This window comes from Paenibacillus sp. FSL R7-0312 (genome assembly GCF_038004445.1).
In the GTDB taxonomy this organism is placed as follows: Bacteria; Bacillota; Bacilli; order Paenibacillales; family Paenibacillaceae; genus Paenibacillus_AQ.
Window position 1 is genome coordinate 3977000 of the sequence record NZ_JBBORE010000001.1, and the last position, 22523, is coordinate 3999522.

At 52.0% G+C, this 22523-nt stretch carries 23 protein-coding genes and 1 riboswitch; of the genes, 22 read left to right on the forward strand and 1 reads right to left on the reverse strand.

Features of this window, described 5'->3' with window-relative positions; genetic code table 11:
- The first annotated feature begins 134 nt into the window (after nt 1-134).
- The 22 genes from mscL to glpK all read left to right on the forward strand — a co-directional run bounded on the left by mscL (nt 135) and on the right by glpK (nt 21305).
- Nucleotides 135-536 carry a large-conductance mechanosensitive channel protein MscL gene (gene mscL / locus MKX70_RS17290; RefSeq protein ID WP_197073126.1) on the forward strand — a complete coding sequence of 134 codons (402 nt, stop codon included), beginning with the start codon at nt 135-137 and terminating at the stop codon, nt 534-536.
- Nucleotides 537-642: 106 nt separating this feature from the next.
- Nucleotides 643-815, forward strand: a riboswitch (FMN riboswitch).
- A 223-nt stretch (nt 816-1038) separates the two neighbouring features.
- Entirely contained in the window at nt 1039-2139 is a 1101-nt protein-coding gene (gene ribD, locus MKX70_RS17295; protein ID WP_042237702.1) for a bifunctional diaminohydroxyphosphoribosylaminopyrimidine deaminase/5-amino-6-(5-phosphoribosylamino)uracil reductase RibD, read from the forward strand.
- Nucleotides 2140-2328: 189 nt separating this feature from the next.
- Nucleotides 2329-2997, forward strand: coding sequence for a riboflavin synthase (gene ribE / locus MKX70_RS17300; protein ID WP_042237700.1), 669 nt, complete (start codon nt 2329-2331; stop codon nt 2995-2997).
- A gap of 60 nt (nt 2998-3057) precedes the next feature.
- On the forward strand, nt 3058-4311 hold the full coding sequence (locus MKX70_RS17305; RefSeq protein WP_042237698.1) for a bifunctional 3,4-dihydroxy-2-butanone-4-phosphate synthase/GTP cyclohydrolase II: 1254 nt from the start codon (nt 3058-3060) through the stop codon (nt 4309-4311).
- A gap of 42 nt (nt 4312-4353) precedes the next feature.
- The gene (gene ribH / locus MKX70_RS17310; RefSeq protein ID WP_042237697.1) at nt 4354-4821 is read left to right on the forward strand and encodes a 6,7-dimethyl-8-ribityllumazine synthase; all 468 of its coding nucleotides are present in this window, start codon (nt 4354-4356) and stop codon (nt 4819-4821) included.
- 236 nt (nt 4822-5057) lie between these two features.
- A complete protein-coding gene (locus MKX70_RS17315) occupies nt 5058-5849 on the forward strand; it encodes a segregation and condensation protein A (RefSeq protein ID WP_042138653.1) in 792 nt (263 codons plus the stop codon).
- Nucleotides 5818-6420, forward strand: coding sequence for an SMC-Scp complex subunit ScpB (gene scpB, locus MKX70_RS17320; RefSeq protein WP_039301691.1), 603 nt, complete (start codon nt 5818-5820; stop codon nt 6418-6420). The genes MKX70_RS17315 and scpB overlap by 32 nt, the downstream gene beginning before the upstream one ends.
- Before the next feature lie 183 nt (nt 6421-6603).
- Complete coding sequence (locus MKX70_RS17325) at nt 6604-7299, forward strand: DUF2953 domain-containing protein (RefSeq protein ID WP_340840403.1); 696 nt, start codon at nt 6604-6606, stop codon at nt 7297-7299.
- 82 nt (nt 7300-7381) lie between these two features.
- A complete protein-coding gene (gene ytfJ / locus MKX70_RS17330) occupies nt 7382-7870 on the forward strand; it encodes a GerW family sporulation protein (RefSeq protein ID WP_042237694.1) in 489 nt (162 codons plus the stop codon).
- 173 nt (nt 7871-8043) lie between these two features.
- The gene (locus tag MKX70_RS17335; RefSeq protein WP_042237692.1) at nt 8044-9282 is read left to right on the forward strand and encodes a D-alanyl-D-alanine carboxypeptidase family protein; all 1239 of its coding nucleotides are present in this window, start codon (nt 8044-8046) and stop codon (nt 9280-9282) included.
- A 294-nt stretch (nt 9283-9576) separates the two neighbouring features.
- Complete coding sequence (locus MKX70_RS17340) at nt 9577-10248, forward strand: nucleoside recognition domain-containing protein (RefSeq protein ID WP_042237690.1); 672 nt, start codon at nt 9577-9579, stop codon at nt 10246-10248.
- Between the two features lie 7 nt (nt 10249-10255).
- Nucleotides 10256-10789 carry a spore maturation protein gene (locus MKX70_RS17345; protein WP_156123243.1) on the forward strand — a complete coding sequence of 178 codons (534 nt, stop codon included), beginning with the start codon at nt 10256-10258 and terminating at the stop codon, nt 10787-10789.
- Nucleotides 10768-11403 carry a hypothetical protein gene (locus MKX70_RS17350; RefSeq protein ID WP_156123241.1) on the forward strand — a complete coding sequence of 212 codons (636 nt, stop codon included), beginning with the start codon at nt 10768-10770 and terminating at the stop codon, nt 11401-11403. The genes MKX70_RS17345 and MKX70_RS17350 overlap by 22 nt, the downstream gene beginning before the upstream one ends.
- Nucleotides 11404-11452: 49 nt before the next feature.
- Nucleotides 11453-11941 carry a hypothetical protein gene (locus tag MKX70_RS17355; protein ID WP_042237687.1) on the forward strand — a complete coding sequence of 163 codons (489 nt, stop codon included), beginning with the start codon at nt 11453-11455 and terminating at the stop codon, nt 11939-11941.
- A gap of 812 nt (nt 11942-12753) precedes the next feature.
- The gene (locus MKX70_RS17360; protein WP_042237685.1) at nt 12754-13098 is read left to right on the forward strand and encodes a hypothetical protein; all 345 of its coding nucleotides are present in this window, start codon (nt 12754-12756) and stop codon (nt 13096-13098) included.
- 20 nt (nt 13099-13118) lie between these two features.
- Nucleotides 13119-13877 carry a pseudouridine synthase gene (locus tag MKX70_RS17365; protein WP_039301714.1) on the forward strand — a complete coding sequence of 253 codons (759 nt, stop codon included), beginning with the start codon at nt 13119-13121 and terminating at the stop codon, nt 13875-13877.
- A gap of 112 nt (nt 13878-13989) precedes the next feature.
- Nucleotides 13990-14514 carry a redoxin domain-containing protein gene (locus MKX70_RS17370; protein WP_340784629.1) on the forward strand — a complete coding sequence of 175 codons (525 nt, stop codon included), beginning with the start codon at nt 13990-13992 and terminating at the stop codon, nt 14512-14514.
- Nucleotides 14511-16199: a cytochrome c biogenesis protein ResB gene (gene resB, locus MKX70_RS17375; RefSeq protein WP_042237683.1), complete on the forward strand. Its 1689-nt coding sequence runs from the start codon at nt 14511-14513 to the stop codon at nt 16197-16199. The genes MKX70_RS17370 and resB overlap by 4 nt, the downstream gene beginning before the upstream one ends.
- A complete protein-coding gene (gene ccsA, locus MKX70_RS17380) occupies nt 16196-17458 on the forward strand; it encodes a cytochrome c biogenesis protein CcsA (RefSeq protein WP_340840404.1) in 1263 nt (420 codons plus the stop codon). The genes resB and ccsA overlap by 4 nt, the downstream gene beginning before the upstream one ends.
- 75 nt (nt 17459-17533) lie before the next feature.
- Nucleotides 17534-18250 carry a response regulator transcription factor gene (locus MKX70_RS17385; protein WP_039301726.1) on the forward strand — a complete coding sequence of 239 codons (717 nt, stop codon included), beginning with the start codon at nt 17534-17536 and terminating at the stop codon, nt 18248-18250.
- Nucleotides 18251-19690 carry a HAMP domain-containing sensor histidine kinase gene (locus tag MKX70_RS17390; RefSeq protein WP_042237678.1) on the forward strand — a complete coding sequence of 480 codons (1440 nt, stop codon included), beginning with the start codon at nt 18251-18253 and terminating at the stop codon, nt 19688-19690.
- Nucleotides 19691-19811: 121 nt separating this feature from the next.
- A complete protein-coding gene (gene glpK / locus MKX70_RS17395) occupies nt 19812-21305 on the forward strand; it encodes a glycerol kinase GlpK (protein ID WP_042237677.1) in 1494 nt (497 codons plus the stop codon).
- Between the two features lie 196 nt (nt 21306-21501).
- On the opposite strand, the gene MKX70_RS17400 is transcribed toward glpK, so the two are convergent.
- On the reverse strand, nt 21502-22494 hold the full coding sequence (locus tag MKX70_RS17400) for a 3-oxoacyl-[acyl-carrier-protein] synthase III C-terminal domain-containing protein (RefSeq protein WP_042237675.1): 993 nt from the start codon (nt 22492-22494) through the stop codon (nt 21502-21504).
- Nucleotides 22495-22523: the final 29 nt, after the last annotated feature.

Genomic DNA, 22523 nt, shown 5'->3' on the forward strand with positions numbered 1-22523 from the left:
AAGAGCAGGCGGCAGATTATAGCTGCCTGCTCTTTTTGCCGTGACTTAAGAAAGGCTAAGAATTGATTGGTCATCCGCGGCGGAAATGCTATAATTACTAAAATTCAAAGTTTCGGAGGGATGCAGCAATGTCCATGTGGAAGGAATTCAAAAGCTTCGCCATGAAGGGAAATGTGCTTGATCTGGCAGTGGCAGTTGTAATCGGGGCGGCTTTCGGCAAAATTGTTACTTCTTTGGTTAGTGACATCATAATGCCGCTTATCGGCTTAATAAGTGGAGATACCAATCTGAAGGAGCTTCATCTGGGCAGCGGAGAAGCCGCCGTGAATTACGGCCTATTCTTACAGTCCGTACTGGACTTCTTCATTATTTCCTTCTCGATCTTTATGGTGGTTAAGCTGACAAGCAGATTCAGACGCAAGGAAACTGTTAAAGTCGAAGTTGTCGAGCCCCCTGCTCCGGCACCGGAGGTTGCGCTGCTGATCGAAATTCGTGATTTGCTGAGAGCGGACAAGCAGCGGGAGTCAGGGAATTAAGGGAACTAAGTTACATAAATAAAGTAAATTTCCGAAACACACTTGCATTTCCCGCACGTAAGTGATAATTTTGTTGTAGGCAAAACTTATTATTCAACTGAATATATCAATCCTTCAGGGCAGGGTGTAATTCCCTACCGGCGGTGATGCTGTTAGATTGGCTGTTTCTGGCCAGTTCTGCTGCTCAGTCCGCTACCCGATCCGTATGCTGGTGGTACGGACGGTGGACCTGGTGCAATTCCGGGACCGACAGTATAGTCTGGATGGAAGAAGGAGAGATTGACGTGCTGTGCTTATATAGGCGGCCGTGCTGCAGTATTTTCGAACATTACGTGCGAATTTTCACAATGCCATAAGTCCGGCGTTTATTTACGCACCTATTTTTTGAGCTGCTGATACCTCTCGTATATCCCGTCTTGAACTCCTCCTGGAGATTGAGACGGGTTTTTCTGTTTAAACTGTGCACATTATGAATATAGCCGGCTGATTGGAGGGAAGTCACATGGATAAGATGAATGATGAGTTTTATATGTCTCTTGCGCTGGATATGGCGGAAAGGGCTCAAGGACAGACCGGAATCAATCCCGTGGTCGGATGTGTAGTTGTGAAGGATGGTGCCATGATCGGGATCGGCACGCATCTGCAGCGCGGTACCGGGCATGCCGAGGTCCATGCGCTCAACATGGCTGCTGGTAAGGCTCAGGGAAGCACAGCGTATGTTACGCTCGAGCCCTGCAGCCATTATGGCATCACGCCTCCCTGCAGCCAGCGCCTAATCGATGAAGGGGTCGCAAGGGTTGTCGTTGCCTGTGAAGATCCTAATCCGCAGGTTGCAGGCCGCGGAATTGAAATGCTGCGTGAGCAGGGCATAGAGGTTGAGGTAGGTCTGCTCCGGAGCCGCGCTATCCGGCTGAATGAGAAGTTTATCAAATACATTCTGACAAAGCAGCCTTTCATTACACTGAAGAGCGCCAGCACCTTGGACGGCAAAATTGCCACCCGTACAGGGGACAGCAAATGGATATCCAATGCTGAATCCCGGGAGCTAGTACATACGCTGCGCCATCGCCATCAGGGAATCATGGTCGGGGTGAATACGGTGATTGCCGATAATCCTTCGCTGACGACCAGGCTGAATGTGCCCGGGCTCAATCCAATCAGGATTATCATCGACTCTACACTGAGGCTGCCTCTGGAGAGCGCCGTTGTCACTGACGGACTGGCACCTACGGTGGTCGTTACCACTGAAGCGGGTGATCCGGCCCGGAAGGCAGCACTGCTCGCTGCGGGTGTTCAGGTTGTTGCCGCTGGCAGCGGACCGCGTGTCGATCTGCAGGCCGCAATGATAGCATTGGGCGGAATGGAGATCGGCTCCATCCTGCTCGAAGGCGGCGGCACGCTGAACGGAGCGATGCTGGAGCAGGGACTGGTTGACCGCGTAGTTCTCTTCTTCGCTCCTAAGATTGTCGGAGGCGGGGCTGCTGCGGCAGGTGCCTTTGACTTCCCGGGTGTGGAACTGATGCGGGATGCCATTACACTCGAAGGATTGGAAGTGGAAGTGCTCGGGGATAATGTCTGTATCAGCGGCACCCCGGCACGCTAATAGAAGCGTAGTGAGTTTTGGACAAAGGGATTTTGGAACTGTAGGAGCGGTAGCGACCGCCTTGTCACCGGATTTCTACCGCTAAGAGCGGTTTGAATCAAGAACTCTGGGGACAACAGCGGCCGGAAGTCCAAATATCCACTGTAGTAACACATGAGCTTTAAGTTGTAATTTTGAAGGAGGGATAGTATGTTCACCGGCCTGATTGAAGAGGTGGGTATCCTCCGCAGCGTCACCAGCGGAGGGGAGATGATGGTGCTGAATATCGGCGCCTCCCTCATTATGGGAGATCTGAAGATTGGCGACAGCGTCTCCGTCAATGGGGTCTGTCTTACAGCCACATCCATAGGTGACCATTATTTCACGGTTGATGTGATGCCTCAGACCTACCGCAACAGCAATCTCAAAAACTTACGGACCGGGGGCAAAATGAACCTGGAGCGCGCGATGGCAGCAGGCGGACGTTTCGGCGGGCATATTGTCCAGGGGCATGTGGATGGAACCGGTGAGATCCGCAGCGTGAAGCGCGATCAGAATGCGGTGGTATTCGAAATTGCACCGGACCGCAAATCGCTGTTTAAGTACATCATTCCCAAAGGCTCCATTACGATTGACGGCATCAGCCTCACCGTAGTGGATACAGAGTCGTCCACGTTTACTGTCTCTATCATTCCCCACACCCTTGGAGAAACGGTGCTGGCCCATAAACGGCCGGGTGACAGTATCAATATCGAATGTGATGTGCTGGGCAAGTATGTGGATCATCTGCTGCATTATGGTTCGCGTTCCGGCAATGAAGAAGATGAGAAGAGCTCGAAGATCAGCCACGATTTTCTGGCGGCCAACGGGTTTGTATAATTAAAGATTAGGCATACGGCGGCCGGTAAGGCAGCGTACAGCCATCAGGAGGACAGTAACATGAGCGAGCAAGACAAGAAGGACAGCGTCCTGGACCCGATTGAGGATGCCATATATGATTTGATGCGCGGGAAGGTGATCATCGTTGTTGATGATGAGGACCGCGAGAATGAAGGAGACTTCATCGCCCTTGCCGAACGGGCAACCCCTGAAGTTATCAACTTCATGATTACCGAGGGACGCGGCCTGGTCTGCGTGCCGATTACCGCGGAACGCGCAGAGGAACTGGATCTGCAGCCAATGGTGGCCCAGAATACCGACAATCACGGTACCGCTTTTACCGTATCGATTGACCACAAGGATACGACCACCGGTATTTCCGCCGGGGAAAGATCCATGACTATCAAGGCAATGCTGGACCCGAATGCGAAGCCTTCCGACTTCCGCAGACCGGGCCACATGTTCCCGCTGATCGCGAAGAAGGGCGGGGTATTACGGCGTTCAGGGCACACGGAAGCCGCTGTTGATCTGGCCCGCATGTGCGGCGCTTATCCGGCTAGCGTCATTTGTGAAGTGGTGAAGGTGGACGGTACCATGGCCCGCCTGCCTGACCTGATTGAGATTGCCAAGAAACATGATCTCAAGCTGATCAGCATCAAGGACCTCATTCACTACCGTAATGAGAAAGAACATCTGGTTACCCGCGAGGTAGCCGTGAATCTGCCGACCGACTTCGGTGATTTCCAGACGATTGCCTACACGAATGAAGTGGATGACAAAGAGCATGTGGCCCTGGTAAAAGGTGATATCTCCGGTGACGAGCCTGTGCTGGTGCGTGTGCATTCCGAGTGCCTGACCGGCGATGTATTCCATTCCCACCGCTGCGACTGCGGCCCGCAATTTGAAGCGGCGCTGCGCCAGATTGAAGAAGCAGGCCGAGGGGTGCTGCTCTATATGCGCCAGGAAGGCCGGGGGATTGGCCTGATCAACAAGCTGCGTGCCTACAAGCTGCAGGAGGAAGGACTGGATACGGTAGATGCCAACCTGAAGCTGGGCTTCGCCGCAGATCTGCGTGATTACGGCATCGGTGCACAGATTCTCAAGGACCTGGGCGTCCGCCAGATCAGACTGCTGACCAACAATCCGCGCAAGATCAAAGGGCTGGAAGGCTACGGCCTTGAAGTTGTGGAGCGTGTAGCCATCCAGATGCCGGAGAACAAGGACAACACTAAATATCTTCATACAAAGCAGGCCAAGCTTGGCCATCTGCTGACTTTTGACAAGATAGAACAAAACGAGGATTCCAAAATTTAATTATAGAATCACTAACTTATACATGAAGGGTTGATGAGTATAATGCCAAATTATTTTGAAGGACATTTAGTATCTGAAGGATTGAAATACGGGGTTGTCGTAGGACGTTTCAACGAATTTATTACAAGCAAGCTGCTCTCCGGAGCGCTCGATGCCTTCAAACGCCATGGCGTAGCTGACGATGAAGTGGATGTTGCCTGGGTACCGGGAGTATTCGAAATTCCTCTGATCGCGCAAAAAATGGCCGAAAGCGGCAAGTACGATGCAGTAATCACACTGGGTACAGTTATTCGCGGATCTACAACACACTATGATTATGTGTGCAATGAAGTAGCCAAGGGCGTAGCGGCCATTAATCTCAAGACAGGCATTCCGACGATTTTCGGCGTGGTAACGACTGAGAATATCGAACAGGCCATTGAGCGTTCCGGAACCAAAGCGGGCAATAAAGGCTGGGATGCGGCGACTGCTGCCATCGAAATGGCGAACCTGAACAAGCTGTTTAAATAACGCCCCTCTTGACGAATCAGCGTAAGTCGTGCTTATTTATATGTATGAGAAGAAAGCATGAACATAAGGAGCTGCGAGGAAATTAGTATCCGCTTTTGTTGACAAATCTCCATGGGTTTGGGAGTTATGTCAACAAATTAGCGGTACTTTATTTCGTCGCAGTCTCAAGGATCTTTCTACTTGTGTAGCGTCCGTGCGGCGCTGCACTTTACTTTTTTTGGGCTGGAGGAAACCGCGTGACTGTATTGTACAAGCTGGAGACGTTCGAAGGTCCGCTCGATCTGCTCTTGCATTTGATTGACAAAGCGGAAATCGACATCCAGGACATTCCGGTCAGCGAGATCACCGAGCAGTACATGGAATACCTGCAGGGGATGCAGGAGCTTGAGCTGGATATCACCAGCGAATTTCTGGTTATGGCTGCTACCCTCTTGTCGATCAAGAGCAAGCTGCTGCTGCCGAAGCCGCCGGTGATCGAAATTGAGGATTTCGATTATTACGAGGACGACGGATATGATCCGCGGGCAGAGCTGGTTCAGCGGCTGATTGAATACCGCAAATTCAAGAGCATTGCTGTGCAACTGCTGGATATGGAGAGCGAGCGCAGCCTGATTTTCACGAAGGAACCTGAGGATCTGGGCCCCTTTGTTCCTACGCAGACCGATAATACGCTGAAGGGACTGCACACCGCTGATTTGATTGCGGCGTTCCGTAAGGCGCTGAGCAAGGCGGCCCGGAGATCCTCTTATCAACGGATTACCCGTGATGAGATTTCGGTGAAGGACCGGATTCGAGATGTGTCGGAAGCACTCCAGCGTAAGGGAATGGGCGGCAGACTGCGCTTTTCGTCGCTTTTGCATGATGAGATGGCCCGGCATGAGATTGTAGTGACCTTCCTGGCCATTCTGGAGCTGATGAAGATGAAGGCGATTTTCTGCTACCAGGAGAAATTATTTGACGATATTGTGATGGAGTGGAGAGGAGGAGAGGAAGTCAGTGGACTACAACACGCTGAAATCAATTATTGAAGGCCTGCTGTTTCTCTCAGGGGATGAAGGTTTATCCGTGCGCCAGATTGCCGAGATTACCGAGCAGCGGCCCGATCTGGCTACACGGGCGCTGGAGGATTTGAAAGACGATTACAGCTCGCAGGGCCGGGGCCTGCAGGTAGTGCAGATCGCCGGGAATTACCGTCTGGCGACACTGCCGGAGCATGCGCAATATTTCGAGCGTCTGGCGTATTCCCCTTCCAGATCATCCCTGTCCCAGGCAGCGCTGGAGACACTTGCGATTGTGGCGTACCGCCAGCCTATTACCAGAGTGGAGATCGAAGAAATCCGCGGGGTGAAGTCAGAACGGGCTATTCATACGCTGGGAAATAAGGATCTGATTCATGAGGTAGGCCGGGCAGAGGCTGTCGGCCGTCCGATCCTGTACGGAACGACCAAGTCCTTCCTGGACAGCTTTGGCCTGGCCAGCCTGAAGGAGCTTCCGGAGCCGTCGAGCTTCGATACTTCAGAGGGCCTGGAAGAAGAGACGCAGCTGCTGTTCAGCAAGCTGGACAGCCAGATGACCTTTGAAGAGGTAGAGACAGAATAAACGCAGCGGATATACGCTGTTCCAGCAATGCCGTTGTCCCCGCCGGGACAGCGGCATTTTTTTTGGCGGCAGAATCTTTTGGAGATGTTTGCTGAAATGCCGAATTTTATCCAGCAGGATTTGCCATACTAAACCAGAGGCTCCACTATTCACATTACCTGAGGCTGCTTGGAGGTTACGATTGTGACGTTATGGCTTGTGATACCCTTATCCCTGCTGCTGCTGGTTATTCTGCTGTGCCTGCTGGTTCTGGCTTCATCGATTCATTTTCATTTCCGTCTATGCAGGCTGGGAAAGGATGACCGTATTGAATTTGATATTAAAGCTGTATACGGGCTGGTCAAATTCCATTATGAGCTCCCTGCGCTGGTCTTTGACAGCCTAGAACAAGGCATTAAGGTTAAGCTCGAAAAAAGCGGAATCGCCCCTGTGAAAATGGACAGCGACAAAGAAGAAAAAATCGACCGGGAGTCCGTGGCGGAATGGTTAAAGAACATCCGTACAGCGATCAAGTCAACCCGCGGTTTCAAAAAATGGCTGGTTGGCACGTTATCGCATGTCCGGATTACCAAGCTGGACTGGTCCACGGATTTCTCGCTGGGCGATGCGGCAGATACGGCAACCGCGGCTGGCGCTTTATGGGGCATGAAGTGGACCATGGTCGGCTGGGTATCGCGTTTCGTCAGATTGCAGCGGAATCCGCGGATGTTCGTAGCCCCGGTGTTCCGGGACGAGCCTTGTTTCTCAACGGAAGCGGTCTGCACTGGCAAGCTTTCTGTGGGCTATGCTTTTTATGCGGCACTGTTATTATTGCGGCGTGTATCGAAGGTGGAAGGCGGCCTCGGGAGATGGAAGAAACTGCTTAGCCGGGGCCAGTGATAAAAAGACTACATACTCCCTTCCATAGTGGGCAAGATAAGACTGCAGGTACACTTATATACACACGAGGAGGAGAAAAACAATGTCAGATCATCCTATTCAAGGTCTCATGCAGACGGCTATGGAAAATATCAAAGGCATGGTGGATGTAAATACCATTGTCGGAGATCCAGTAGAAACACCAGATGGCAGTATCATTCTGCCGATCAGTAAGGTCGCGTTCGGTTTTGCCGCAGGCGGCAGTGACTTCCGGGTAGAAGACGATGCTCCGGGCGTGAACGGCAGCGGAACCGGAGTCAAAATGCTTCCCTTCGGGGGCGGTAGCGGGGGCGGTGTATCTATACGGCCAATCGCTTTTCTGGTAGTGGGCAGGGATGGGGTACATATTGTGCCGCTTGACAATCAAACCCATCTGTTCGAGAAAATTATTGATGCCACACCTAACCTGATTGATAAAATCCAGAATATGTTCCAGCCGAACGGCATGCCGTTGGGGGCAGACGCACCAGGTACCACGGTGACCAAAACCGTAGTGAAGACTGAGCCGGATACGCATTCAGCAGCACACTAACACATCTGTTGAACGCGGCGGGATAAGAATAATCGGGGGTATCACCTTTCAATGGTGATATCCCTTTTTTGACGGACAGCAGCGGATGGGACATACCAGTCCCCCGAACCGCATACACTTGTACAACCAGGCAAGACGGAAGAACCGCTGCCCTAGACCTGAGAAGCCGGAGGATGAACATGAAGACATTAACCCGAAAATCGTTGATTTCCTTAATATTGTGTTTACTGCTGCTTGCACTGGTTCCGTTGTCTTCTATCCGGGCTGAGAATAGTTCTATATCTACTCATGCCAGAGCGGCGGCGCTGATCGATGTGGAGTCGGGAAGACTTCTATACAGCAGCCGCGGGGATGAGCCGATGCTGATTGCCAGTTTGACCAAAATAATGACAGCACTTGTAGCGATAGAGCACGGTGATTTGACCTCAAAGGTCAAGGTCGGCAAAAATGCTTTTGCCAAGGAAGGTTCTTCGCTGTATCTGAAGCAGGGCGAAGAAATGACGCTGGAGGATATGCTGTACGGATTAATGCTGCGTTCAGGAAATGATGCGGCAACCGCAATTGCCGAGCATGTCGGAGGCTCCGAGCAGGGCTTCGTCTACCTGATGAATGCCAAGGCGGAGGCGCTTAACTTAACCCATACGCATTTTGCCAATCCGCACGGGCTCGATGCCGAAGGGCACTACTCCAGCGCAAATGATCTGGCTGTATTGACTGCTTACGCGATGCATAATCCTGTGTTCAAGGAGATTGTGGCTACCAAAGAGAAGACGGCGGACAATCCGTATGAGAAATGGGATTACAAGTGGAGCAATAAAAATAAAATGCTGCGCCTCTACGAAGGGGCGGACGGTGTGAAGACGGGTTATACCAAAAAAGCACTCCGCTGCCTGGTCAGCTCCGCTACCCGAAACGGCCAGCAGCTTGTCGCTGTTACGCTGAATGACGGCAATGACTGGAATGACCATTCGGCGCTGCTGGATTTCGGCTTCAACCACTATCCGCTCAAGACATTAGTGGAACGCGGAGAAACCGTCAGCGGCTACACGCTGGTTACCGGCAAGGATTTCGCCTATCCGCTCGGACAAGGGGAAGAGGCAAGGCTTATTAGCAAGCTGGTATTAAGCGAAGAGAAGAGTACCGCAGGGACAGAGGCGCGTGCCAGTGACGGCACTAAGACAAGCAAAAACACCAGCAGCTTCGGGCTGAAGGGTGTGATTATAATGCAGCTGGGCGGCAAGGAAATCGGCCGGGTTCCGGTGTATACGCCAAGCCAGCTGCCGCCGGAAACATCACCCTATGAGAAAAAATACAGTCCTGCGGGAGGTACTGCTTATCCGGCGGACAACTGGCTGCAGGCATTCGGCAGCGCGCTGCGTGCCATGTTCCAGAGCGGCGAAGATCAGAGATAGTTGCATAATGTGCAATTAAAAACAGCGAAAAGGGTTGCTTGCAACTTATAAGTGTAGTCTGTACAACTAAATCTGCCCGAATCGCTGGAAATCATCTACACCTGGCAGTTTAATTGTACGAAATACAACTAAACGGATAATAGGTTGAGAATCAGACGTTTTAGTTGTACAAAGTGCAATTAAGCCAAAAGCATATACCGTAATATTGTCATTGCAAAGCAGCTTTTCAAAGTGTAGTTATGCAGAGGGCTAGGGCAGCAGATAAGAAGAATAGCGCTGGAGGAGGGGATAAGCATGTTAAATGGTATCTGGCTGGGGATGATCCTGATCGGGTTTGTATTTGCGGCGGTAACCGGACGGATGAACGAATTCACAGCTGCCGTGTTTGACGGAGCCAAAAGCGGGGTCACCGTAAGCTTCGGGCTGATCAGTGTGCTGGTGTTCTGGCTGGGGATTATGCGGATTGCGGAGGATGCAGACCTGCTGAAGAAGATCTCCAGAGTATTGGGACCGGTAGTATCTTTTCTGTTTCCGGATGTGCCCAAAGGCCATCCTGCGATTGGTTATATTCTCTCCAATATGAGCGCCAACCTGCTGGGACTCGGAAATGCCGCTACACCCATGGGCATTAAGGCAATGCAGGAGCTGCAGACACTCAACCCGGATAAGGAAACCGCAACGCCTGCCATGTGTACCCTGCTAGCACTGAACACTGCCAGTATCACGCTGATTCCGGCAACTCTAATTGCGATCCGGCTGAATTACGGATCGGCTGACCCGGCGGCAATCGTCGGTACCACGCTGGCGGCAACGGCCGTGGCTACTCTTGCCGCCATTGCTGCGGACAGGCTGTGCCGGCGCCTAACACTGCTGCGCAGGCCGCCCGGACCGCCGCCTGCGATAAGATCCGGCACCGCTGCAGCGAAAGGGAGCGCGGCGCTCCCACATTCTTCAGTGAAAGGGTGAGCCTGTCTTGTTCCAGTTCATCAGTCTAATATCCGCCTGGGCGATTCCGGTAATGGTCACCTTTATTCCGCTATATGCGTTCTCCCGCAAGGTTCCGGTCTACGAATCTTTTGTGGAAGGTGCGAAAGACGGCTTCGGCACAGCCATTGCGATCATCCCCCATCTTGTCGGCATGCTGGTGGCGATCAGTGTCTTCCGCGCTTCGGGTGCGCTGGACTTCCTGATGGGCTTTGTAAGCCCTCTTGTACAAAGTCTTGGGATTCCTGCTGAAGTCCTCCCGCTCGGTCTCCTGCGCCCTCTGACGGGCACTGGATCGCTTGCCTATACGACAGATCTGATCCGGGTCCACGGCCCGGACTCATTGATAGGCATGATTGCTTCTACTATACAGGGCAGCACGGATACAACCTTATATGTGTTGACTGTTTATTTCGGCGCTGTGGGGATCCGCAACGGCCGTTATGCCCTTAAGGTGGGTCTGTTCTCGGATGTCGTCGGCTTTATCGCAGCTATTGCAGTTTGTCTGCTGGTATTCGGGTAAGAGAATTTTTTTGGAGCAAGAAGGAGTATTGCAGCTCTGGAAAGAATTGTTCACTGGCAAGGATTTCAATGGATAGTTTCTGCCGTAGCATTGAACTTCCAGAAGGAGTAACGCCAGTGGGAGAAATGATTGTTATTTTACTGTTTCTTTATGCATTTGTTTTCATTCATTTGATCCGGCATGCGGCTGATGTTTTACGGGAAGAGTGGAAGCAGGAGCAGGACCGGAAAGATCTGGCCCGCAAACTGCTGATTTTATGTGGAGGGTTTATCCTGCTTCTCCTGATTGATTTTTTGGTCCTGAATGTAGGCCGGGAACACGCAGGAAGTGGCGTCCTGCAATACAACGCAGTGCTTGGGGTCATCGTGTTCTCAGGACTCTTAGCGCTTTTTGCCCGAAGGAAGATTCTAGCTGCCTTCATGGGATGCTTGTACATATATGATCTGATTATGTTCCATTATTACGGAGCCAACATTACAGGTAATGGTCTGGATGATTTCGGACTTGGCTTAAACAGCATGTTCAGTTCATTCATGAATCTGATTGTTGCTGTAGCGGCACTTTTATTAGACCGAGCTGTTCCGCTGGAAGAGCCGGACGATACGATAGTATAGTGAATGGGCACTGCTGCACATCGATAAGTTAAAGGGAGCATGGAGCAAAGTGGAACCTATTGTTTTTTTGTTGGCCTGTTACATACCCGTTTTACTGTATCTGCTCCATTTCGGGACAGATGTTTTTGAGACAGCGTGGAATTTGAACCACCGCGTTCTGATCCGCAATTTACTGCTGTTCTTTGGAGTGTTTTGCCTGCTTCTCGTTATTGGCTTTCTCGTTTTGAATGTGAACCGGAAGCTTGCGGGAGGGGACTCGATTTTATTTTTGAATATTTTTTGCGGAGCTATTGTACTTGCCATCCTGCTGGGCATCTTTGCCGGCCGGTATGTTTTCGCAGGAATTATATCTATTTTGTATGTGTTTGATCTCGTTCAGTTTCATCAATTCCTTGCCGCCGTTACCGGAGACTCTTCAAAGGACAGCGGTATCGGTTACGGATATCTCTTTACTTTGTTCATAAATCTGGCTGGTTTTGCCGCAGCTGTTTTTATAGATCATATAGTCCAGCTAGTCCAGCGGAGAACCAAGGCTTAAGGTTACATAAGGATTTGAAGCTGTATGTTTATATGGGGTTGTACACCGCTGAGCAACCGGGTACATGCAGAATGTTGTAAGGAATACAACTCACATACAGCGATAAACCGGTTTGCGGGAGGATTGTTGTATGTAGTAGAAGAATTTTTCCGTTTTTTCTCCAAAAAGGAGGGGAAATGATGCCTTTTATACAACAATCTTCGATTAAGGCCTATATCTCGAAGGAAATGTTGTATTTCGTGCAGGATTTAGACTGCGAGATAATGGTACGGGCACCGCGGCCACCCGGAAGCTCAAATAATCATCGAAGGCTGGCTCTAAGCTGATACTTTAAGTTCAGCTTATCTCTGCTTCTCTGCTTCTCTGCTTTCTTAGCGCATGTTCCAAGCAATGCGCAGCAGCAGCTTGCCCCTGCAGTCTTCACCCACTACCCCAGGGTGAGGACTGTTTGTTTCATTCTTTGAAATAGTTGGCGTACTGGGCTGGCGGTGTAACGGAGAGGGAGTTTGGAACTGGAGGAGCGTTAGCGGCCACCTTTAAAATTGGATTTCAACTGCCGCATGGCAGTTGGATCAAGGGAATCCTACTTTAACAGCGGCCGGAAGTCCAAACATTCCCCGGAGTTACGAGTAGTCCGCGCCGGCTTTGCCCCCGCGCCCCGCTTTTGCCCCCGCGCTCCCGCCCGCTTTTGCCCTCACGTTCCCCGCAACCTCAGGCCACGCCTAACCCCAAAGATTTTAACAATCGGCCATCACCTCGCACCTTTTCACTTCATATGCTATTTCAGCAATACGGAGGAAGGAGGGCAAGGGATGGAATACAAAGGCTTTATTCTTCATCATTCCCGCTGTCCGTCCATTAACGGCAAGGGCTTTGACTTCTGGGTCGGGCTGGAAGGGGGGATCTACGCTGCGCCGCTGCTGACAGATCCCGAACATATTCATATCTGCCTGGAAGGGAACTACGGTGAAGAGGATGAGCTTCCCGGCTTACCGGAACGCCAGCAGCAGCTATTTGCGGCAGGCAAACTCATTTTGGAGCTGGCAGGGCGCTATCAAATTGCGCCATTACTCGTTGAACCGCATAGCCAAACTTGTCCGGGAGCATTTTTTCCATGGAATGATCTTGTGATTTATCCCTCCGATGGTTATCATTAACCTGAGGTGAGTAGTCGAAAATGGAAAGATTACAGAAAATTTTGGCGCAAGCAGGTGTTGCGTCCAGACGCAAATGTGAAGAAATGATTTTGGCCGGTAAAGTGGAAGTCAACGGGGAACTCGTAACTACGCTTGGCACGAAGGTGGACCCCGCAACAGATATTATTAAGGTCTCCGGTAGACTGATCCGGGGCGAGAACAAAATCTACATCATGTTCAATAAGCCCAAGGGTGTAATTACAAGCGCATCCGATGACAAGGGCCGCAAGGTGGTAACCGATTACCTGAAAGGCATTACAGAGCGCGTATACCCTGTAGGCCGTCTGGATTATGATACGGAGGGGCTGCTGCTGCTGACGAATGATGGTGAGTTTGCGAACCTGCTCACGCATCCGAAGCATCACGTGCCGAAGACGTATCTGGCGACGGTCAAGGGTGTGCCGCACGGCACGGCGCTGGACAAGCTGAAGGCCGGAATTAAGCTGGAAGACGGCATGACGGCTCCGGCAGAAGTTGAATACAAAGACGTCGATGAAGCCAATAAAGAAACGGTCATCAGCATTACCATCCATGAAGGCCGCAACCGTCAGGTACGGCGGATGTTTGAGGCAATTGCCCACCCGGTGATCCGACTGAAACGGATTTCGTTCGGAGATATCCTGCTCCAGAATCTCAAACGCGGTTCTTACCGTCATTTGACCAAGGATGAAATCAATCATCTGCAGCAAATAGCCAAGGCCGGCGCGCTAAGAGAGAATACGACACGCAAAGACACATAAAGTTCACAATTCCCCCTCCTAAAACTGTGACAATATTCGTTATAATGTTCATAGGATGTTCACACCTAACAACTAAAGTAATGAGTTGCGTCACAGAAGGGGGCACCCTCGTATGGGCAAGGCCAGAAAGCCAATACAAATCGTGATACTATTTCTAATCCTTCTGCTCGGGGGTTATGCAATCGGTTCCTCCGTGTTCGGAGGGGACGGCAAACCCACGGAAGGCGGGAGAGCGCCGGACTTTGAACTGCTTGGGCTGGACGGCGTGACCCATACGCTGGAGGAGTACAAAGGAAAGTCGGTTGTGCTTAACTTCTGGGGCTCCTGGTGCGCCCCTTGTGTCAAGGAGATGCCTGCCCTGCAGGCACAGTGGGAGAAGTGGAAAGACCAGGGCGTAGTGGTCGTAGGCGTTAATGTAGGCGAGGATCAGATGACAGTGGACAATTTCGTGAAGCTCGTGGATATCGATTTCCCGGTTGTGATGGATACGGGGCGTGATGCCGTCCGCAGTTACGGGGTTTCCCCGCTGCCTACCACCTTCTTCATTAATACGAAGGGCAAGGTAGACAGCATTCATATCGGCCAGCTGGATTTGAGCTCGCTTGACGAGCAAATCGGGAATCTGGTGGGAGAATGAAGGAGCACATGCCGCTAATCAGCAATACCAAATGTGAATGCGGTCACCAGAATCCTGTGGGCACTGTTCTCTGCGAAGCCTGCGGCAAGCCGCTGGATGAGAAGGAATGGAACTCTTCCGAGAATCTGGAGATGCGTTACGATGGGGTAGCCCGCCGTTCACAGCGTGTAGGTCCCGGAGTGATCGACAGGGTCTGGAACTTTTTTTCCTCAGTCAAAATCGCCATCTATCTGATTGTGCTGACACTGCTAGGCGCTATGCTGGGTACCATTTTTCCGCAAGAGAGCACTTTTCTGAATATTGACGCTTCAACATATTATCAAGAAACGTACGGAACAGCCGGGAATATATATTATAGACTCGGCCTTTCGCATACCTATGAATCCTGGTGGTTTGTGACGCTGCTCGTAATGATCGGAGCTTCTCTGGTCATTTGCAGCCTGGACCGTGTGCTTCCGCTGTACAAGGCATTAACCCGGCAAAAGATCCGCAAGCATCGCCAGTTTCTGACCCGTCAGAAGCTGACGCTCGTAACGCAAGTGGAAGAGGAACCGGAGGTGTGGGTGGCGCGCATCGTCCAGCCGCTCAGGAAGAAAGGTTACCGCGTCCGGACGGAGGGCGGCGCTTTATTGGCCGAGAAACACCGTTTCAGCCGCTGGGGACCTTATGTAATACATATCGGCCTGATTATTTTTTTGCTCGCCGTGCTGGCGAGAGGACTTCCGGGGCTGAATATGGACCAGCATCTTGCTTTTCCGCAAGGGGAGACCGTCAAAATACCGGACACCAGCCTCTATCTTAAGAATGAGAAGTTCACCGTAGAATTCTACACGGAAGAAGAGATGCCTGAGGAGTTCCGCGGAATCAAGGTGCTTCCCAAGCTCTACGAGACCCGGGCGGTTCTCTATGAATGTACTGCCGGTTGCACGGACCCGTCTAAGGAGCCGGAGCTTACGGAAGTGGCCCGGCATGACATTCAGGTGAATTCACCGCTCAGCTACCAAGGATTGAAAGCGTATCAGTTTGATTATGACCTGACTCCTGTGCTGCGTTCTGTGCAGCCCGGTCTGACGAATTCCTCCACTGGCGAGATTTACGGCAAGCTTGAACTGGATATGAAGAATCCGCAGCGCAGCTTCCAGGCAGGTCCATATACGCTGGAGCTCAAAGAGAAATATATGGATTTCGGACTGAGCGATCAAGGCCAGCCAGTGTCCAAGTCGCCGTATCCGAATGCCCCTGCATTCCTCTTCCTTATTAAAGGGCCGGAGCTTCCGGCCGGGGGGCAGCAGTATTTCTATTTTCCGAAACAGATTGACAAGGAGCAATTCCAGCAGTCAGCCATCAACGACAAGCTTGGCGGCAGCGGGCGGTTCTTGGAGCTTGAGGTCGGCAGTATGAGTGATGTTGACTTCTCGGAATCCACCACCTATCTCAATGTACGGGTCGACCGGGCAATGCCATTTGTCTGGGTTGGTGCGGGCATTATCATGCTGGGGCTGATACTCGGCTTCTACTGGCAGCATAGACGCATCTGGTTGACTGTCGACGGCGGGGAACTGGTGCTAGGAGGCCATACGAACAAGAACTGGTTCGGCTTCCGCCGTGAGATCGTTTCTATTCTCCAGAAGATAGACATGACAGTCGATGAAAAATCATTGGACAACGGAGGAGGCCTGGCATGAGCTTGCTCGATTTCAGCAGTGACGTCTTTATTGCCGCATTCTTTTTATACAGCGGAGCATTCATGTTGTTCACCATCGCCATTATGGGGCGCAGATGGTCCGGCAGGAAGCCGGAGGAGCATACCGCGCGCTGGGGGAGAATCGCTTTTATCGCCTCCTCGCTCGGGCTGCTGTGCCATCTGGCATACTTCATTACACGCTGGATGGGATCGGGTCATATTCCGGTAAGTAATATGTACGAGTTCATGACTTTTTTATCGATGATGGTAATGGTTGCGTTTACTGTGATCTTCGCGATTTACCGCAAAATTATTCTCGGTGTCTTCGCGGTTCCGATCTCGATTATTGTGATGGCGTATGCAGCGGTATTTCCGCAGGAAGTACAGCCGCTGATCCCCTCGCTGAAATCCATCTACCTGAATATTCATGTCACACTGGCGGCACTCGGGGAATCATTTTTTGCCGTAGGCTTCGCGGCCGGACTGATGTATCTCCTGCGTACGGTGAATTTTAACAGCAGGGAACGCAGTGACCGCAAGCAGCAGAGACTTGTCGAATTTACTCTCTTCTCAATCATTGTTATAATTGGTTTTCTTGGATCTGTATTTGCATTCCGCGGTGCCGGCTATGAATCTGTTTTTGTCCGTTCGAACGTTACGATTGACAGCCCGGGGCAGGGAGATAGTACAATAGAGAAAGTGAGTTATAAAATGCCGCCGATTGTGGCACCTTACCATAGCGAAATTGAGAGCTTCCAGTCGTTTCTTGGCATAAAAGAACCGCTCTTCGAAGCTCCATCCTGGATGAATGGTGTCAATGCCGGGCGCAAGTTCAATACCGTTATCTGGTCACTGCTGTCCGGGCTGATTCTATATGGAATTCTCCGCCTGGCTGTCCGCAAACCGCTGGGTAAGGCGATACATCCGGTTCTCGACGGAATTGATGAGAATGATCTTGATGAAATAACGTACAGGGCAATCGCCATCGGTTTCCCGATCTTTACACTGGGGGCTTTGATTTTTGCGATGATATGGGCTCAAGTGGCCTGGGGCAGGTTCTGGGGATGGGACCCTAAGGAAGTGTGGGCACTCGTCACCTGGTTGTTCTACAGTGCTTATCTCCATTTGCGGCTGGCCCGCGGATGGCAGGGACGCAAGTCCGCTTGGCTCGCTGTACTCGGCTTTCTGATCGTAATGTTTACCCTGGTTGGCGTTAATCTTGTGATCGCCGGACTTCACTCTTATGCGGGGACAGACTGAGTAGACTATATTCTCTGGCACGCACAAGATTTAGGGTAACGTTCTACTGTATTTGATGAAGGGGTTGTTGTGTAAATGGCAGAGCACTTGAATAGAATTCTGGTGGTGGATGACGAAGAACGCATCCGCCGCCTGCTCAAAATGTATCTTGAAAAAGAAGGTTATGAAATTGACGAGGCAGAAGATGGAGAAATTGCTCTGCGCAAAGCAACAGCCAATGACTACGGTCTGATATTGCTGGATGTTATGCTGCCGGGCATCGACGGGATTGAAGTGCTGACCAGACTCAGAGGAGTCAAATCTACGCCGGTCCTGATGCTTACTGCCAAGGGTGAAGAGATTAACCGGGTTCAAGGGTTTGAAATGGGCGCAGATGACTATGTCGTTAAGCCGTTTAGCCCGCGTGAAGTGATTTACCGGGTGAAGGCGATAATGCGCCGTTCTTCCGCAACTGCTTTTTTGTCCAAAGAGAGCAATTCAAGCAACAATATCGTGTTTCCTTTTCTTATTATTGAGCATGATGCACACCGCGTAACCGCCGGCGGCCAGGAGGTAAGTCTGACCCCTAAGGAATATGAGCTGCTGCATTATTTGGCGATCTCCCCGGATAAGGTGTTCTCGCGTGAGGAACTGCTCAAGGATGTGTGGAATTACGAGTTCTTTGGAGATCTGCGTACCGTGGATACCCATGTCAAGCGTCTTCGCGAGAAATTGAATAAGGTGTCCCCGGAATCGGCGGCTATGATCACTACCGTATGGGGAGTCGGCTATAAGCTTGAGGTGCCTAAATAAGTGAATTTCTGGAGAAGTCTTGTCGGTAAGCTGTGGATCACGATCATCTGTCTGGTTGCTGTCGTGCTCATTACGCTAGGGCTGTTTCTGTTACCCTACATCGACAGTAATTTCGCCAATTCCGGGGCGATCAAGCGTTTATTTATGTATACCTGTATGATCGGGTTTTCCTTAACGACATTCTTTGCCTTATTCCTGTTTACGAAGATTACCCAGCCGATGCAGCAGGTGATTGAGGCGGCCAATGATATCCGCCGCGGCGAATACGGGACGAGACTGACGCTGGTCACCAGCGATGAGATCGGCCAATTGGCGACATCCTTCAATCACATGGCAGAAGAGCTGGAAGAGAATATACGCAGTCTGAATAATGAAAAAGGGCATTTGTCCAGCGTCCTGCGCAGTATGAGTGATGCGGTGATCACCTTCGATATTGAGGGGCAGATTATCCTCACCAATCCGCATGGCCAGGCGCTGCTGGAAACCTGGAGTGATCTTACCTGGGAGCAGGAAGAGGATAGCGGGCTGTATCCACAGGCTGGACCTGCCCGTGATGTGCCTCCGCCGCTGCGGCCGTTGTTCTTCAGTACCCTCAGCGTAGGAGGCGATAAACGCTCCAATATCCATGTCCGGCAGGGTGTATGGTCTGTGCATATGGCACCCTTATATTCCGAGGATAATCTCCGCGGGGCGGTGGCGGTGCTGCGCGATGTGACGGAGGAAGTGCGGCTGGAGAAGATGCGCCGCGATTTCGTCGCCAATGTCTCGCATGAGATCCGCACACCACTCTCGATGATGCAAGGCTACAGCGAGGCGCTGCTGGATGGAATGGCCTCCTCCCCGGAGGAGAGCAGTGAGCTGGTCCAGGTGATCCACGATGAGTCGCTCCGTATGGGCCGGCTGGTGAAGGATCTGCTCGATCTGGCCCGCATGGAAGCGGGGCATACAGATATGCTGAAAGTGCAAGTGGATGCAGGGGAACTGCTGGAACGGGTGTACCGCAAGTTTTCGGTTAGAGCCAAGGAGCGGGATATTATTCTTGAGCTGAAGAGACCGGATACCGAATTGCTCCTTAAGGCTGCCGATGAAGACAAGCTGGAGCAGGTGCTCACCAATCTGCTTGATAATGCGTTCCGCCACACGCCGGCCGATAAACGGATATGCATTCGGGCGGATTCCACCGTGCTGGAAGGCCGGAGGGTTCTGGAGATTGAGATACGGGACCAAGGGGTGGGCATAACGCCTGAGGATCTGCCGTATATCTTTGAGCGCTTTTACAAAGCCGACAAAGCACGTGTAAGGGGAGAATCGGGAGGGACCGGTCTGGGACTAGCGATTGTGAAGAACATCGTCGAGTCGCATCATGGGAGTATCCATGCCTCGAGCAAGCTTGGAGAAGGCACCGCTTTTACCCTGCGGCTTCCTGTCGAAAAACAGTAAATCCGGACAATGCATGACAGCGCCTCTGACAGCAGAGGTGCTTTTTGTTGAAACCACCACATTAATCTTGTTCAACGTGGAACATATCATAGAAGCTGAGGCTTGCAGGAGGCTGTGCATAATGATCTTATCCTTGGACCAAGGTACCACCAGTTCACGCGCGATTCTCTTTGATGAGGAGGCGGGAATGATCGCGCAAGGGCAATATGAGATTAGACAATCCTTTCCCCGGCCGGGTTGGGTAGAGCATGATCCGGAGCAAATCTGGGAGAGTCAGCTTGCTGCGGCCAGAGACGCTATTGCGGCAAGCTCCGCCCCTGCTGATAGTATTACGGCCATCGGCATTACCAACCAGCGCGAGACTGCACTGATCTGGGACAAGACTACCGGAACGCCGGTCTATCCGGCGATCGTCTGGCAGGACCGCCGGACTGCGGAGCAGTGTGAGGCGCTTAAGGCGCAGGGAATGGCCGGAGAGATCGCTGAGAAGACGGGTCTTGTCATCGATGCTTATTTCTCGGCAACGAAGTTGGCCTGGATTCTGGACCATGTGCCGGGGGCGAGAGAGCGGGCGGACCGGGGGGAACTGCTGGCCGGAACCGTAGACACCTGGCTGATCTGGAAGCTTACAGGAGGCGCTGTGCACGCTACGGATGTTACCAATGCTTCACGTACCATGCTCTACAACCTGCATGAGCGCAAATGGGATGACGGCCTGATCGAAGCGCTGCGTATTCCGTCTTCGATTCTGCCTGAAGTGAGGATGTCCGGCGGGGACTTCGGGGCTGCAGACAAGCAGTGGTTCGGTGTAGACATCCCCATCCGTTCTGTGCTTGGGGACCAGCAGGCGGCATTGTTCGGTCATACCTGCTTGGAGGCAGGCAGCGCCAAGAACACCTACGGCACAGGCTGTTTCATTCTGATGAACACAGGGACTGAGGCAGTGACTTCGAGTCATGGCCTGTTGACCACGGTAGCCTGGGGCATGGGAGACGAACTCTATTATGCCCTTGAGGGTAGTGTGTTCGTGGCTGGAGCAGCGGTACAATGGTTGCAGGAGGGCCTGGGGCTGATCGTAGCCCCAGCCGACTCGGAAGAGAAGGCGAGTGAGGTGGAGGACAGTGAGGGGGTTGTGGTCGTACCGGCCTTTACCGGCCTTGGTGCACCCTACTGGGATATGTATGCCAGGGGTGCCGTGTTCGGACTGACCCGGGGAACGACTGCCGGACATCTGGTCCGCGCAACACTGGAGTCGCTGGCCTTTCAGTCCCGCGATGTCATCGGGGCGATGGAAAAAGACGCTGGCATGCCGCTCAGCGGCTTGAGAGTGGATGGAGGCGCCGTGCGTAATAATCTGCTGATGCAGTTCCAGGCGGACATTCTTGGGAGCGACGTAACCCGTACAACGTATGCGGAGACCACAGCGCTCGGTGCTGCGCTGCTGGCAGGCCTTACCTCCGGCATATGGACCCGGGAGCAGCTGGAGAGCTTCAATAAGGCCGAGAAGGTATTCTCGCCGCAGATGGGGACGGAAGAGCGTGAGCGCCGTTACAACGCCTGGCAGGACGCGGTGTCCCGGACAATGGGCTGGGAGAAGCATGAAGGACAGAGGTAACGAGAACAGCTGCTGATATGGCAGCCTGCGCTTACCGAATGAACCGGATAGATTCACCTTAGGCAGGATGAACGCTGCAGGTTCTGTCTGAGGTGAGTCGAAACCTGAAGTATACATAAAGAAACAGCCCGCTGGCAGAAGTTCTGCTGCGGGCTGTTTGGATATCAACGAGAAACTATAAGTTCAACAGCTAAGATTAATACTCCATTACAAGAGCGACGTTCTGCCATCCGGCGCCTACTGTCCAGAACAGGACCTTGTCTCCGCGTTCAAGCTGTCCGGTAGTCACTGCTTTGTGCAGGGCGATAAACGGACTGCTGGTGGAGGTATAGCCGAATTCATCCCCGATGTAGACGGCTGCATCAGCGTCAATTCCGGTTTTGCCGGAAACGGCCTTGATGTTCGGAAGTGACAACTGGGAGAAGCAGGCGGCCTTGATGGATTCAGGTGCGATTCCGTTATTGCTGAGCAGAGTGTTGATTGATTCTGAAGCAGCATCCACACAGATGGAATCATCGAACGGGATGAACTTCACATTGAATTCTCCTGCAGCCACACCTGTACGTCCGAGATTAGCTAAACCTTCCGCCGGGAACAGCGAGTTACCGTAGACGCAGGTGTCGGTCTGATAGATCGAATCGATGAAGCCTACCGAATTCTCGTCACGCTCCAGAATGAGCGCAGCAGCTGCATCGCCGAAGTTGGCGTAATATACCGGGTCATTCTTGTCCGCATGCGGGGCAACGTAGTCAGAACCGATGACAAGTGCACGGCGGATTCTCGGGTTCGCCATCATTTGACGGCTGACCTGTTCAACCGAGGCAGTCATTCCTGCACAGTTGGCATTACTGTCGATACAGATCGTGTGCGATGCACCATTAATCAGGCGGTGAATCATCAATGAGTTCGTTGGGAAAATATATTCAGGAGTCTGGCTTGCATAAGCGATCAGGTCAATGTCTGCACCGGTCAGGCCGGTCTTGTCCAGTACATTGCTTGCGGCTTCAAAAGCCATTGTCAGGGAGTTCTCATCCTTGCTGTCGATACTGTAGCGGTTTTCACGGCCAAGAGCAGCCAGCAGGCCACGGATATCAATTCCCTTCTCATCGAAGTGCTGAATGAAGAAGTCATTGCCGATTCTTTTGCTTGGATGATAGATATCAATGTCCTTAATGCGAATCCCTGCCATAGTAAACCTCCTAAAAGTTTTGTAGCCCG